General features: G+C 66.5%; 13 protein-coding genes. 6 read left to right on the forward strand and 7 right to left on the reverse strand.

Annotation, left to right across the window (positions count from 1 at the left end; translation table 11 throughout):
- Positions 1-42: 42 nt before the first annotated feature.
- Positions 43-909, forward strand: a complete 867-nt coding sequence (locus ACAG24_RS22355; RefSeq protein WP_370474486.1) for an EamA family transporter — start codon at positions 43-45, stop codon at positions 907-909.
- Positions 910-920: 11 nt separating this feature from the next.
- On the opposite strand, the gene ACAG24_RS22360 is transcribed toward ACAG24_RS22355, so the two are convergent.
- From ACAG24_RS22360 to ACAG24_RS22375, 4 genes are all read right to left on the reverse strand, one after another.
- Positions 921-1,778: an ABC transporter permease gene (locus tag ACAG24_RS22360; protein ID WP_370474485.1), complete on the reverse strand. Its 858-nt coding sequence runs from the start codon at positions 1,776-1,778 to the stop codon at positions 921-923.
- Complete coding sequence (locus ACAG24_RS22365; RefSeq protein ID WP_370474484.1) at positions 1,775-2,650, reverse strand: ABC transporter permease; 876 nt, start codon at positions 2,648-2,650, stop codon at positions 1,775-1,777. Before ACAG24_RS22365 ends, ACAG24_RS22360 begins: the two co-directional genes overlap by 4 nt.
- Before the next feature lie 4 nt (positions 2,651-2,654).
- Positions 2,655-3,836, reverse strand: coding sequence for a polyamine ABC transporter substrate-binding protein (locus ACAG24_RS22370; RefSeq protein WP_370474483.1), 1,182 nt, complete (start codon positions 3,834-3,836; stop codon positions 2,655-2,657).
- Between the two features lie 72 nt (positions 3,837-3,908).
- Positions 3,909-4,937 (reverse strand): ABC transporter ATP-binding protein, encoded by a 1,029-nt coding sequence (locus tag ACAG24_RS22375; protein WP_370474482.1) that lies wholly within the window; start codon positions 4,935-4,937, stop codon positions 3,909-3,911.
- A gap of 440 nt (positions 4,938-5,377) precedes the next feature.
- Here ACAG24_RS22375 and ACAG24_RS22380 point away from each other — a divergent pair, with 440 nt between their 5' ends.
- The gene (locus tag ACAG24_RS22380; RefSeq protein ID WP_370474481.1) at positions 5,378-5,809 is read left to right on the forward strand and encodes a type II toxin-antitoxin system Rv0910 family toxin; all 432 of its coding nucleotides are present in this window, start codon (positions 5,378-5,380) and stop codon (positions 5,807-5,809) included.
- 13 nt (positions 5,810-5,822) lie between these two features.
- Here the strand turns inward: ACAG24_RS22380 and ACAG24_RS22385 are convergent, their stop codons facing one another.
- Positions 5,823-7,262, reverse strand: coding sequence for an MFS transporter (locus tag ACAG24_RS22385; protein WP_370474480.1), 1,440 nt, complete (start codon positions 7,260-7,262; stop codon positions 5,823-5,825).
- 56 nt (positions 7,263-7,318) lie between these two features.
- Positions 7,319-8,503 (reverse strand): DmpA family aminopeptidase, encoded by a 1,185-nt coding sequence (locus tag ACAG24_RS22390; protein ID WP_370474608.1) that lies wholly within the window; start codon positions 8,501-8,503, stop codon positions 7,319-7,321.
- Between the two features lie 46 nt (positions 8,504-8,549).
- On the opposite strand from ACAG24_RS22390, the gene ACAG24_RS22395 reads away from it, so the two are divergent.
- Genes ACAG24_RS22395 through ACAG24_RS22410 form a run of 4 tightly spaced genes read left to right on the forward strand, consistent with a single transcriptional unit; the run spans position 8,550 to position 11,885 of the window.
- A complete protein-coding gene (locus tag ACAG24_RS22395; RefSeq protein ID WP_370474607.1) occupies positions 8,550-9,938 on the forward strand; it encodes a purine-cytosine permease family protein in 1,389 nt (462 codons plus the stop codon).
- A gap of 59 nt (positions 9,939-9,997) precedes the next feature.
- The gene (locus tag ACAG24_RS22400; RefSeq protein ID WP_370474479.1) at positions 9,998-10,480 is read left to right on the forward strand and encodes a TspO/MBR family protein; all 483 of its coding nucleotides are present in this window, start codon (positions 9,998-10,000) and stop codon (positions 10,478-10,480) included.
- Complete coding sequence (locus ACAG24_RS22405) at positions 10,426-11,010, forward strand: phosphate-starvation-inducible PsiE family protein (RefSeq protein ID WP_370474478.1); 585 nt, start codon at positions 10,426-10,428, stop codon at positions 11,008-11,010. Before ACAG24_RS22400 ends, ACAG24_RS22405 begins: the two co-directional genes overlap by 55 nt.
- 32 nt (positions 11,011-11,042) lie before the next feature.
- Entirely contained in the window at positions 11,043-11,885 is an 843-nt protein-coding gene (locus ACAG24_RS22410) for an acyl-CoA thioesterase domain-containing protein (protein WP_370474477.1), read from the forward strand.
- Between the two features lie 48 nt (positions 11,886-11,933).
- On the opposite strand, the gene ACAG24_RS22415 is transcribed toward ACAG24_RS22410, so the two are convergent.
- Entirely contained in the window at positions 11,934-12,230 is a 297-nt protein-coding gene (locus ACAG24_RS22415; RefSeq protein ID WP_370474476.1) for a hypothetical protein, read from the reverse strand.
- Between the last annotated feature and the right edge of the window lie 9 nt (positions 12,231-12,239).

Genomic DNA, 12,239 nt, shown 5'->3' on the forward strand with positions numbered 1-12,239 from the left:
ACCACGTGGACCGCAACGGTCGGCGTCCCGTTCAATGCACTCATGGAGACAGGTCACGCGCGGACCGGCGCCCTCATGGCGGTGGGGTCGATGGTGTGCGTGCAACTCGGGTTGGCGATCGCCGTCACGCTGATCGAAGACATCGGCGTCGAAGGAGTGGCGTGGCTGCGGTTGGCGTGGGCCGGGATCCTCTTTCTCATCATCGTCCGCCCCCGCCGGGCAGCGTTCACCCGCAACAGCTTTCTGATGTGCGTCCTTCTCGGCGTCGTGACGGCGGGGATCACGATGCTGTTCATGGCCGCGCTGGATCGCATCCCGCTGGGGACCGCGAGTGCGCTGGAATTTCTGGGCCCGCTCGGTGTGGCGGTCGCGCGCGGAAGGGGCCGGGGCCGCTGGGTGTGGCCGGGACTCGCCGCGGCAGGGGTGCTGATGCTGACCGAGCCCTGGAGTGGAAGCGTGGACCTCGTCGGCGTCACCTACGCGCTCTGCGCGGCGGTGTGTTGGGGTGTCTACATCCTCCTCACCCAGAAGGTGGGCGACGAGGTCGCGGGCATTACCGGCCTCGCCGTGTCGATGCCCGTGGCCGGGTTGGTCGCGACGCTGGTCGTCGGCCCCGGTGTCGTCGAGCACATGACACCGCAGATCTTGCTGATCGGCCTGGGGCTGGCGATCCTGTTGCCGGTGGTGCCTTTCGCGCTGGAGCTGCTGGCGCTGCGCAGGCTCACCACCGCGGCGTTCGGCACGATGATGGCCCTGGAACCGGCCTTTGCCATGGTGCTCGGCTTCGTCGTACTGCACCAGGTGCCAGGACCGCTAGGCATCATCGGCATCTGCCTGGTCGTCGCCGCCGGCATCGGTGCTGCGCGCACCGGAGCAAGGGCCGCCCCGGTGCCGCTCGAAGTGGGCTGAACGAAGGCCAGTCAGCCCTCGAACTTTTTGCGTCGCCACAACGTGCCGGCGGCGAGCAGAACCAGGCTCACCACCAGGATCGCGGTCGCGAGCACATTGATCTGGGGCGGCACAGCCGCTTTCACGGCCGCGTTGACGTACAGCGGATAGGTGACCTCGGACCCGCTGACGAAGTAGGTGATGATGAAGTCGTCCAGCGACAGCGCGAAGGACAACATCGCCGCGGCCACGATCCCAGGCACGATGAGCGGCAGAGTGACCTTGAAGAACGTGCGCGCCGGGCTCGCCCCGAGGTCCAGTGACGCGTCCTCCAGCGTCCAGTCGAAACCGCGCACCCGGGCCCGCACCGTCATCGCGATGAAGCTGACCTCGAAGGCGATGTGGGACAGCAGGATCGTCACATACCCGGCGGGCTGGTCGAAATCCAGGAACAACGTCAGCAGTGCCGCACCCATCACCACCTCGGGCGCGGTCAGCGGCAGCACCAGGAACGTGTCGACGGCGCGCTGTCCGCGCCACCGCTGCCGGACCAGGGCGATCGCTACCAGCGTGCCGAGAACGATCGCGATCGCCGTGGATACCGCGGCGACGTTGAGGCTCAACTTCAGCGCCTCGGTCAGCGGCGGGTACTTGAACGGGTCGAGCCAGTTCTCCAGCGTGAAGCCCTGCCAGGTGTAGTTGAACTTGCCTTCGGGTTTGTTGAAGGAGAACAGCACGATCACGAAGATCGGCAGGAAGAGGTACAGAAGCACCAGGCCGGCCACGATCCGTAGCAGCACATCGCCCCAATTGCGGCGCGCGCGAACCTTTTTCGGCTTCGGATCCTGTTGTGCGGCGGTGGCGATCGCGGCACCTGCCTGCGTCGTCATACGAGGTCCTCCGAGCCCAGCGCGCGGGTGTAGAGCAGCACCCCGATCAGGATCAGCACCATCAACCCGAGGCTCAGTGCCGCGGCCGCCGGATAGTCCTTCACGACGAGGAACTGTTTTTGGATGACGTTCCCGATCATCGTCGTCTGCGTACTACCCAGATAGTCGGCGTTGATGAAATCGCCGACAGCAGGGATGAATACGAGCATGCTGCCCGCCAACACACCCGGCATCGACAGCGGCAGAATGACCTTGCCGAACGCCCGCGGCGTCGACGAATAGAGGTCTTTCGACGCCTCGAGTAGGCGCGGGTCGATCTTCTCGAGGCTGACGTACAGCGGCAGGATCATGAAGATGATCCAGTTGTAGGTCAACCCCCCGATCACCGCCCAACTGGTGGACAGCAGCCGGCCCTCGTCGGGGAGGAGTCCGATCGCGCCCAGCGCGGTGACGACCCATCCCTCGTCGGCGAGGATCGTCTTCCACGCGATGGTGCGAATCAGGAACGTGACGAAGAACGGCAGGATCACCAGGCCGAGAATCAGGTTCTTGTACCGCCCGGCCTTGAAGGCGATCACGTAGGCCAGCGGAAACGCCAGCAGCAGGCACAGCACCGTGGCCGCCAGGGCATAGCCGAACGAACGGAAGATCTGTTCCCGGTAGAGCGTGAAGGCCTCGGCGTAATTACCGAAGTCCCACGCGAACGTCAGCGTGGGCATGAATACCGAGCCCGCAGTCTCCGACAGCGATGTCCGCGCCAACGAGAAGAACGGCACGACGAAGAAGATCGCGAGGTACGCCAGCGCCGGCAGCACCATCAGATACGGCGCGATCTTGCTCCGCTGACGGCTGCTGGAAGCAACACCAGCCATGGTGTCAGCCGCCGGTGACGGCGGCGTACGCGGTGTTGTACTCCTGCGTCTGCTCGTCGGTCAGAGCGGCCCAGCCCTTGGACTTGGCCAGGACATCGGCGGACGGGTTGATCAGTGGATTGTTCGCCGATTCCGGATCGATCTTCTCGAGTTCCTCGGTCATGTCCGACAGCACCGGGATGTACTGGACATAGGACACCAGCTTGGCGTAGTTCGCCCGGTCGTAGACATAGTCGATCCACGCCTCGGCGGCCTTCTGGTTCTGCGTGGTGTACGGAATCACCATCGTGTCGACGAACGTCGTCGCGCCGGACTCGGGCACGACGAATTGCAGGTCGGGGTTGTCGGCCTGAAGCTGCACGATGTCACCCGAATATGCCTGTGCCACAGCGATGTTTCCTGCCGCGAGATCGTCGGCGTAGTCGTTGCCGGTGAACCGGCGGATCTGTCCCGCATCGTTCTGTTCACGAACCAGATCGACGGCCTGCTGCACCGATTCGGTGCTCGGGTTCTCGGGCGAGTTGCCCTGCGACAGCATGATCATTCCGAGACCGTCCTGGGCGTCGGAGAACAGGCTTACGCGTCCCTTGAACGCGGGGTCCCACAGATCGTTGATGGTCGTGATGTCGCGGCCCGTCGCGGCACGGTTGTAGGCCAGTCCGACGAGGCCGGACATGTACGGGGCGCTGAACTCCCGGCCCGGGTCGACGCTGGCCTCGAGAAGGTCCGGGCGGATGTTCTTCATGTTGGGGATGGCGTCGTGATTGATCTTGTTGAGCCACCCGAGCTGGTTGAGTCGGACAGCCAGGAACGTCGTCGGCACGGCCAGATCGGCGCCGATGTCCTGCTTGCGGGACAGCGGCTCTTTGACCTTGGCGAACCACTGCTCGTTGTCGTTGAGGTCTTCCTTGTAGTCGACGGTGATGCCCGACGCCGTCTGGAACGCGGCGATGAAGCCGTCGGCCATGTAGAGGGGCCAGTTCGAGATTCGCAGCGTGCCGCTGGCGGGGCCGCTGTCCTCGGAGCTGGCGCTCGACGATTCACTGCCCGAGCCGCACGCGGCCAGGAACGACGAGCCGAGCGTCAGGCCCGCGGCCGCCGCAGCGCTGCCGCCGAGGAAACGTCGGCGCGATGTGCGGCTCGCGGTCATGCGGGCCAGCAGTTGGGGGTTGATCTCACGGGACATGGCGATGCAGGCCTTTCGTCGGCTCCAGGGAGGGGGATGGGGTCGCGCGGGCGTGAGGCCCACCAATGGCTTTCAGGAGTCGTCGAGCATCTCTTCGAGGTCCTCGGTCGTGGGAATGTCGTCGCCCGGCAGTACCAGGGACGCATCCGGGGCCCAGCTGACGAACACCTCGTCACCGGGCCGCAGCATGGGCAGATCCTGTTCGGGTCCGACGTGCGCGATGATCGTCGAGTCGTCGGGCGCGGCGAGGGACAGTCGCACCACCGGCCCCTGGAACGTCAGGTCGACGACCTTGGCGGGCACCGCTGCTACTTCGCCTGTCGGTGCGTCCATGGACACCCGGATGCGTTCGGGGCGCACCATCAACGTCGCGTGACCGCCCGGTTCGATCGTGGTATCACCGGCGCGCGCCTTGAGCGTGGACCCGAGCACATCGATCTCGACGAACTCGCGGTTGGCGCGTCCGGTCCGACGACCTGCCCACAGATTCGCCTGTCCGATGAAGCTGGCGACGAAAACCGTCGCGGGTCGGTCGTAGATCTCGGTGGGACTGCCGATCTGTTCGACGTTGCCCGCGTTCATGACGGCGATGCGATCGCTCATCGTCAACGCCTCTTCCTGATCATGGGTCACGTAGATGAACGTGATCCCGACCTCGCGCTGGATGCGCTTGAGCTCGAACTGCATCACGTGGCGCAGCTTGAGGTCGAGCGCACCGAGGGGCTCGTCCAGGAGCAGGGCGCTGGGGTAGTTCACCAGCGCGCGGGCCAGCGCGACGCGCTGCTGCTGACCGCCGGAGAGTTGGGCAGGCTTGCGTTCGGCGAAGTCGGTCAGGCGGACGATCTCGAGCAGTTCGTCGACGCGCTTTCGGGTCTCCCCTTTGTCCAGCTTCTTGCTGCGGGGGCCGTAGGCCACGTTGTCCCACACCGTCATGTGGGGGAACAGGGCGTAATGCTGGAAGACGGTGTTGACGTTGCGCTTGTTCGGCGGCGTCCGCGACACGTCGGCGCCTTCGAGGCGGATCGCGCCTTCGGTCGGAGTTTCGAAGCCGGCGATCATGCGCAGCGTCGTCGTCTTGCCACATCCCGACGGGCCCAGCATCGAGAAGAACTCGCCGGAGGCGATCGAGAAATCGGCGTCGGCAACGGCGACGTAATCGCCGAAGCGCTTGGTGACGTGGTCGATCTCGATGACCGGCCCGCCCTTGGCTGCGGCGGCGCGGTGCTGGCCCGCCTGTGCATCAGCGGTCGTGTGTGCGCGGGTCAGAGCGCATCCTCCTCGTTAATGCCCCCCGGCTGTCAATAAACCTTCGCGGATCACGCGGTTACGCGCAAGCGAATCCGCAACGAATTTACATTTCCACAATGGAATCCGCTGTCTAACCGACCTGATCTCGAGAGAATCCGCGTATGAGGGCGCGTTGGACCGACGCCTGACCGTGTGCCGGCCGGCCCGCCCCGCGTCGCGGTCTCAAGTCTGGCAGCCATCAGTCGGGATCGCCGCTGTTTACGCGCGCGCATACCCTGGGTAGGGAGGAGGGCATGGCGACTGTCGATGTGTCCGTGACGTCCGATCTGACACCTGAGCGAGCCTGGACGCTGGCCTCTGATCTCAAACGGTTCGATGAATGGCTGACGATCTTTGGCGGCTGGAAGAGCACGGTGCCCTCGGAGATCGATGTCGACACTCAGGTGTCGTCACTGATTAGGGTCAAGGGTTTCCGCAATGTCATCCACTGGCGGGTGACCCGCTATGACGAGCCGAAGGAGATCGAACTCGTGGGCCGGGGACGCGGGGGCGTGTGCATCGCGCTCACCCTGCAGGTCGAGCCCGCCGAAGGGGACGGGTCGTCCTTCCGTGTCATCGCCGAACTGACCGGAGGTCTGCTGAACACGCCCGTCGGCAACGTCGTCGCCAAGGTCATCAAAGGCGATGTCCACCGCTCGGTCTGCAATCTGGCCGAACTGCAGTGACCGCATCCTGTCGCTAGCCCCACTCGTGGTTCATCGCCCGCGATTCGTAGCGGGCCTCGTCGGATTCCGTCGCCCGCGAGCGCGGGCGTGAGACGGCGATGAGGATCATCGCCAAAAGCGCGGTGCCGGCGCCGCCGAGGAAGATGATGGTGAAGCTGCTCTCCATCGGGGTGCCCGCCGACGTGGTGCGGCTCAAAAGCACGGCCACGACTGCCGCCGCCGTCGAGCTGCCGATTGTTCGCGCGATGGCATTCATGCCGGTGGCGACTCCGGTCTCGCCGGCCTCGCTGTCGGCGACCACCAGCGCGGGCAGCGCCCCGTAACCGAGGCTGATATAGGCATTGGCCAGGATGTTCGCGATGATCACCTGCCACGGCGCCGCGTGCACGAAGGCGATCAGAAGGAATCCCGCGATGCCGGCGAGGGCGGCCACCACCAGGACGGGCCTGGCGCCGAAGCGGTCGATGAACCTGCCGCTGACGAGAGCGATCAGGAAGCCGGTCAGCGCACCGGGAAGGAGGTAGACGACGCTGGCCTCGAGCACCGTCGCATGGAAGCCGTAACCCGCGACGTCGTTGTCGATCTGGACGAACTGGGTCAGGCCGAGAAACGCGAAGTAGAGCCCCATCCCGACGAAGATCGTCGCGAGATTGGTGAAAAGCATCGACCGCTGGGCCAGCATCCGAGTAGAGACGAGAGGCCGGGCGGCTCGCCGCTCCCAGAACCACCACGCGATCAGCACCGCGACACCGCCGGACGCGGCGGCCATCGTGCGTGGCGACAACCAGCCCCACGCATTGCCCTGAGTGATCGCCAGCAGCAGAGCCGACAGGCCGGCCGCCAGACCCAGCGCACCGAGCCAGTCGATCGACCCCGAGGCGGCACGTGGCCGGTCGGGGACGACGGTGAGCACGATGACGACCACGAGCACCGTGAACGCAGTGGTCAGCCAGAACACCCGGTGGTAGCCGGCGTCGCCGGTCATCAGGAGGCCGACGACGACGAGGCCCGTGCCGCCACCGAAACCCAGCGTGCCCGACAGCACCGCCATTGCCGAGACCATGCGGTCGGGCTGCAACTCCTCACGAAGGATCGCGATGCAGATCGGGTAGAGCGCAAACGACGCGGCCTGCAGGACACGGGCGACGATCAGCATCCCCAGCGACGACGTCGCCGCGGCGAGAATCGAACCGACCAACACGACCGCAAGAACGACCAGCAGCACCAGCTTTTTGCGGTACAGGTCGGCGAGCCGCCCGATCAACGGCGTCGCCGCGGCGGCGGCCAGCAGATTGGCGGTCACCGCCCAGCTGACCGCGACGGTCGAGGCGTTCAACTGCTCGGCGATGACACCGAGCACCGGCACCACGGCGGTCTGCAGGACGGCCACGGTCAACACCACGATGCTCAGCCCGACGACCAGGAAGCGGGGGCGCTGGACCGTCTGCCCCACGTCACGCTCCGCTCGTCGAGAAACCAGTTCGTTAGCTGATCTTCAGTTCTCGTCGATTATTGCGCCTGTCCGAGGAGCGCTGTTAACCGGTCGAGCGGCAGGCGCGGCGAGCGGTGTCCGTCGCGACCGGTCATGTCGGTGTTGACGACGAGCGCGTTGAGCACGGCCTCCTCGACGCATTGCACGACGGCGGAGTACAGGTCGTCCATCCGGCCCCAGGGCAGGAACGCGATGGAGCCGATCTCGTCGTCGGAGAACGGACCGAGAGGGAAGGCACTCGCCAGACCCGGCACCTCCGCGGTGGAGAAGGCAAGGAAGATGTCGCCAGAGAAATGACTGCCGGTGGTTCCGGTCCTCGCCAATCCCAACGGAACCCGACGCGCCAGGGCCTTGCACTGGCCCGGGAGCAGAGGGGCGTCGGTGGCGACGATCGCGATGACCGAGCCGGCGCCCGGCGGGGGCGCGCCGGCCAGGTCGCGGGCGAACCAGTCGCCGTCGAGCGGGTTGTCGTCGAGCAGCGTCGGACCGACGTGGCGGCCGGCGACCGTCAGTTCGGCCCGCGACCCGAAATTGGCCTGCACGAACGCCGCGACGGTATAGGTGCGGGATCCGTAGGGCACCAACCGCGAGGCCGTCCCGTTACCGCCCTTGAAGTCGTAGCAATTCATCCCGGTTCCGCCGCCGACCGATCCTTCGGCGACCGGTCCGCCGTCGGCGCTGTCGAGCGCAGCCACGGCGTGCTCGGGCCTGACGTGCCCGCCGTTGATGTCGTTGAGGTAGCCGTCCCAGGTCTCGGCGCAGACGGGTAGCAGCCACTGTCGCGCCAGCCGTGGCGCGACGCGGTTCGCCCATTGCACGACACCGGTGTGGCAGGCCCCGATGGCATGTGTATTGGACAGCACCACAGGCAGATTGAACGAACCGACCTCGTCGATCCAGGTGGTCCCCGTCATCTCCCCGTTGCCGTTGAGTGAGTACCAACCGGCGGCACAGGGCTGCCCGACGCCGGCGGTTCCGCGGGGCAGGATGGCCGTCACCCCGGTGCGCACCGGGCCGCGCCCGACGACGAGGGGGCCCTCGCCGCCGATCAGTGTCGTCACCCCGACCTCCACGCCCGCCACGTCGGTGAGCGCGTTGAGCCGTCCCGGGGTGCCCGGCAGCTCGATTCCGGCGCCGCGGGCGCGTGGTCTGCCGTCGGGGGTATGCGTTGCGAAATCCTGTCCGGTCACCTCATGAATCATGGTCACCGAGGGCGGTCAGGTCGAGCCCGGCGACGCGTGGTCGAATATGGCCATGTCGCAACGAACCTCGAACGACGTGTTCAGTGGTCACCGGCCGTCGGCGGCCGGTGACCTGTCGGTCGAGACGCAGGGCATCGCCCCGATTCCGGTCGCGCACCGTTACGGCACTGCGGGTCGGCTGTTCACGGTGTGGTTCGCGCCGCAGGTGAACATGACGGGAATCTTCACCGGAACGCTCGCGATCGTGTTGGGTCTCGGGTTCTGGCTCGGGATGCTCGCGATGGTGATCGGTACGCTCCTCGGTGCGCTCGTCGTCGGCTATCTGTCGACCTTCGGCCCGCGCACAGGCGTCGGGCAGCTACCGAACTCACGGATGGCCTTCGGCGGTACGGTCGTGCTTCCCGCAGCACTGCAATGGGTTTCGTCGATAGCCTGGGATGCGCTGGTGGGCTTGTTCGGTGGTGAGGCGCTTTCGGCGCTGCTCGGCATCCCGTTCTGGTCCGCGGTGCTGATCGTCCTCGGGGTGCAGGGCGTGGTCGGGTTCTTCGGTTACGAGCTCATCCACCGGTTGCAGGCGGTGCTGACCGTCGTGTTGTTCGTGACCTTCGTGGTGTTCGCCGCCAAGCTCGTCGGCGGTCACGAGATCGTCGTACCCGCCACCGTGGCGGGTGCCGACCTGGTTGGCGCGTTCGTGCTGGAGGTGACGATCGCGTTCAGCCTGTCCATCTCGTGGGCGACCTACGCGGCGGACTTCAGCCGGTACCTGCCCGCGGGTGTCTCGGCAGGGCGCGTATTCGGTTTCACCGCAGCGGGATTGGCGACAGGTTACGTGTTCGTGCAGGGCGTGGGCATCGCCGCGGCGAGCGTGGTGGGGGAGCACACCGTCGAGGGTGTGCGCGCCATCATGGGCGGCGGTCTGATCGGCGGTCTGGCGCTGCTCGTGATCGCCGTCGCGTCGATCGGCTCGGGAATCATGAACGACTACAGCGGTTCGCTGGCTCTGCAGACGATGGGCGTGCGGGTGCGGCGGCCGATCTCCGCAGTCATCGTCACCGTGCTCGCGTTCGCCTTGATCCTCTGGCTTCACGCCGCCGACACCGCCACGCGGTTCACCGACGTGTTGCTGCTGGTGAGCTACTGGATTCCGGCTTTCGCGGCGATCGTGGTGATCGACTGGCGGCTGCGCATCGCAGGGCGGGACACTCTCGATCCCACCGTCGAGGTCACCGGGCGTCGCGACGGCATTGCTGCGCTGATCGTGTTCGCCTTCGCCTATGTCGCGGCGATCCCGTTCATGAACACGACGTTGATCCAGGGCCCGGTCGCGTTGGCGTGGCATGGCGCCGACATCGCCTACTTCGTCAACGGATTGGTCGCCGCCGGTCTCTACGGTGGTTACCGGGTCCTCACCCGCCGCGGAGCAGCGACGGTCTGATTCGCCGCCCTACGATCGGGGTACTGACACTCGCAAAAAACCGCGCCGAAAGGAAATAGATGTGCCCCTCGACACTTGCCAAAACGGCAGGCGGATCTTTCGCCGCGGCAGCAGCCGGCGCGTTGGCCACCCGACCTGCCGTCCAGTCGTCGTGGTACGACCGGCTGAAGAAGCCCAGCTTTCAGCCGCCACGCCAAGCTTTCCCGATCGCCTGGAACATTTTGTACTCGGACATCGCAGCCGTCTCCGCGTCCACTCTGGACACGCTGAACGAGCGCGGTGACACCGAGCGGGCCCGCAGGTACGCCACGGCGCTGACCGCCAACCTCGTGCTCAATGCCGGCTGGAGCTGGGTGTTCTTCAACCGCCGCAAGCTCGGCGCCGCCGCTGTGCTGTCCGGCCTGCTCACCGCCAGCAGCGCGGACCTCGCGCGCCGGGCGGGTGCGGTCAACGCCCCCGCAGGGGCGGCACTGGCGGCGTATCCGCTGTGGTGCGGTTTCGCGACCGCGTTGTCGACGCGGATCTGGCAGCTGAACCGCTGACGGGCGTGGCGGTGGCCGGCAACGAGGAAGAAAAGCCCGAGGAGCGCCAGCGTCTCGCAGATCGGGTCCTGAGCGTCATCGAGGACGCGATCTACTGGGCCATCGCCGTGATGCTGGTGATCGGGTCCGGCGCGTTGCTGGTCAGCCAGTTCAATACGATGTTGCGGCTACGCAACACCCCTGCGAACACGATCATGCTGGAGATCCTGGACGGTCTGCTGCTGATCTTCATCTTCGTGGAACTGCTCTACGCCGTGCGGACGTCGCTGCGCTCCCACGAGATCGCCGTCGAGCCCTTCCTTATCGTCGGCATGCTCGCGGGCATCAAAGAGATCGTCGTCCTGTCGGTGGAGGCCGCCACGCTTCTCGACAACGGCCCGAACTTCGCGCGTGCCGTCGTCGAGATCGGCGTCCTCGGCGGTGTCGTGCTGATTCTCGCGGTGGCCGCGTTCATCCTTCGGGGACGCCGTTCGGGGCGGGCCGACCCCGGGGCCAAAGCGGTCGAGGAGGAGTCGCCTGCCCCGGCGTGATCCTCCGCGCGTGGGCACGATCTACTGAGACGGTGCAGCAGAGCAGCGACGCCGCGGAGATCGCGGCGCACTTCACGGAGGCCGACGGGGGCTTCACGCCGACCCGATATGCGCAGAGCCACTGGGGTGAGGACCATCTGAACGGTCCTGCGATCGTCGGCCTGGCCGCGCGCGCTCTGGAGGCCGAATGTGGATCGCCGGAGTTCCGCCCGACCCGGTTGACGGTGGACCTGTTCCGCGCGGCGCGCAACATCGCGACCACCGTCGAGGTCAGAGTGGTTCGGGACGGCCGCCGGGTCCGCAGCGCCGAATGCGACGTGATGCAGGACGGCAGGCCGGTCGCCAGGGCAACGTTGATCCAGTATCGGCCGTCCTCGCCGCCGCCGGGAACGCTCTGGCAGTCGGAACAGACCTTCGCGGACTCGACGCGGCCGCAACCCGACGGCACGATCTTGCCGTTCGTCGGAAGCGACGACGTCGGCTGGACCCGTTCGCCGGCCGAACATCAAAATGCTTCACGCAAGCGGTTCTACAACGACGGCATCAGAGTCGTTGCCACTGAACCGAACTCCCCTTTCGTGCGGTCGGCGATGGTTGCCGAGGCGACGAGTCTGGTGACGAATCTCGGTACCGCAGGTGTCGGCTATATCAACGGCGATCTGACGGTCGCGCTGTCACGGCTGCCCGTCGACGACTGGATCGGCATCCAGGCCGACTCTCATCATGCTCGGGACGGACTTGCCGTGGGCACTGCCACGCTGTTCGACAGCGTCGGTGCCTTCGGTGCGGGATTGACGACGGCGATCGCCAATCCCGCGGCCCAGATCGACTTTTCGGCCCGTCGATTCCGCGTGGGTGACATCAACTACGAGTGACGGCCGAGCCGAGCCCGTGGCACTCCCCGCAGGGCTAGTGTCGTGCGCCTAAATGCACCCGCTGACGGAGATCCGCCGTCCGACGTTGGCGCAGACGCTCACGTTCGGCGGTGGGGGCGGTGGCGGTGGAGGAGGGGCCGCGCTGTAGTCCTCCGGCAGGGGCGCGTAAGCCGCGGGCGGCGGTACCCAGGGGGCGATCGCGTCCGCGACATTGCCGCACGCGTTCACCGAGACATGTCGTCCGCCGACCGAACCGCACACGTCGGCCGACGCGATCGGCGTCTGGGGCGTTACGGCCAGACCCAGCGTGATCAGCGACAACCCGATCGCCCGCGCGGTCTTCATGCTCGGGAT

This window comes from Mycobacterium bulgaricum, assembly GCF_041287165.2.
Taxonomy (GTDB): domain Bacteria; phylum Actinomycetota; class Actinomycetes; order Mycobacteriales; family Mycobacteriaceae; genus Mycobacterium; species Mycobacterium bulgaricum.

What these genes read in the sequence shown, in the direction of transcription:
- ACAG24_RS22390 (WP_370474608.1), bottom strand. Translation starts at nt 8,503, where the DNA reads ATGATTCATGAGGTGACCGGACAGGATTTCGCAACGCATACCCCCGAC.
- ACAG24_RS22370 (WP_370474483.1), bottom strand. Translation starts at nt 3,836, where the DNA reads ATGTCCCGTGAGATCAACCCCCAACTGCTGGCCCGCATGACCGCGAGC.
- ACAG24_RS22415 (WP_370474476.1), bottom strand. Translation starts at nt 12,230, where the DNA reads ATGAAGACCGCGCGGGCGATCGGGTTGTCGCTGATCACGCTGGGTCTG.
- ACAG24_RS22355 (WP_370474486.1), top strand. Translation starts at nt 43, where the DNA reads ATGGAGACAGGTCACGCGCGGACCGGCGCCCTCATGGCGGTGGGGTCG.
- ACAG24_RS22380 (WP_370474481.1), top strand. Translation starts at nt 5,378, where the DNA reads ATGGCGACTGTCGATGTGTCCGTGACGTCCGATCTGACACCTGAGCGA.
- ACAG24_RS22360 (WP_370474485.1), bottom strand. Translation starts at nt 1,778, where the DNA reads ATGACGACGCAGGCAGGTGCCGCGATCGCCACCGCCGCACAACAGGAT.
- ACAG24_RS22395 (WP_370474607.1), top strand. Translation starts at nt 8,550, where the DNA reads ATGGCCATGTCGCAACGAACCTCGAACGACGTGTTCAGTGGTCACCGG.
- ACAG24_RS22365 (WP_370474484.1), bottom strand. Translation starts at nt 2,650, where the DNA reads ATGGCTGGTGTTGCTTCCAGCAGCCGTCAGCGGAGCAAGATCGCGCCG.
- ACAG24_RS22375 (WP_370474482.1), bottom strand. Translation starts at nt 4,937, where the DNA reads ATGCTGGGCCCGTCGGGATGTGGCAAGACGACGACGCTGCGCATGATC.
- ACAG24_RS22400 (WP_370474479.1), top strand. Translation starts at nt 9,998, where the DNA reads ATGTGCCCCTCGACACTTGCCAAAACGGCAGGCGGATCTTTCGCCGCG.